This is a genomic window from Pseudomonas edaphica (genome assembly GCF_005863185.1).
Lineage (GTDB): Bacteria > Pseudomonadota > Gammaproteobacteria > Pseudomonadales > Pseudomonadaceae > Aquipseudomonas > Aquipseudomonas edaphica.
The window spans coordinates 1-904 of sequence record NZ_VBVZ01001063.1; the positions used below are offsets into that span (position 1 = coordinate 1).

A 904-nucleotide genomic window follows, 5' to 3' on the forward strand; every position below is an offset into this window, starting at 1 on the left:
GTCGATGGCTTCCCAGATGTTATGCACCTTGACCTGGCCGTTTTCGATCGACACTTCGGCAACCACCGCCGCATGCGAGCCAAAGGGCGAGGCCATGGCCACCCCACGGGCGCGCCGGCTGCCGTCTTCTGCGGTATACGGGCCACGTTTCCAGCCACCGGACAACTCGCCCACCGCTTGCAGCAACGTGGTCAGGCGTTTGTTGTCGCGCAGCAGGTGCAGGCGCAACTCATACGGGTCATGGCCGCCTTTGTCAGCCAGTTCATCGAGGAAGGCCTCGTAGAAAAAGTCATTCAGCGAGTTGCCCACCGAGCGCCAGTAGCCGAGCATGGCCGGGCCTTTGACGTAGATCTGGGCGATGCGTTTGTTGGGAATCGCGTAGGATTTGCCTGACAACCCTTCAAGGGCCGTCGGGTCGATTTTGTCGCCCTGTTTGCCGGCGATGGCCTCGGATGGGCCTTCGGTGGCGCTCACGGCTTCGATGGCCACCGGCAAGCCTTTGTCATCCAGCGCCGCGCGGAACTTGACCACCGCGACCGGGCGCAGCACATCGCGCAGGAACTCTTCTTCACGGCTCCAGATCAGCTTGACCGGGCGGCCCACAGCCTTGGCCAATGCGACGGCCTGCGGGTACGGGTTGGCTGAGTCGTACAGGAAATGCCGGCCGAAAAAGCCGCCCAGCAACGGCGAATGCAAGGTGATCTTCGACACATCCAGCCCGGTGCGCTTGGCGATGTCGGCGCGGAACATGTCTGGCGCCTGGTTGGGCAGCCAGACTTCCAGCGTGCCGTCCGGGTTATAGCGCGCCAGGGCCGATGGCGGCTCCAGTTGGGCATGGTTGACGTACTGGTTGTGGTAGGTGGCTTCGACCTTGGTCTTGGCGTTTGCCAGCGTGGCGTTGACG

1 protein-coding gene is annotated in these 904 nt (G+C 63.2%); it reads right to left on the reverse strand.

Features of this window, described 5'->3' with window-relative positions:
* On the reverse strand, positions 1-904 hold a 904-nt coding region (locus tag FEM54_RS33255), incomplete at both ends, for a xanthine dehydrogenase family protein molybdopterin-binding subunit (protein WP_171045976.1).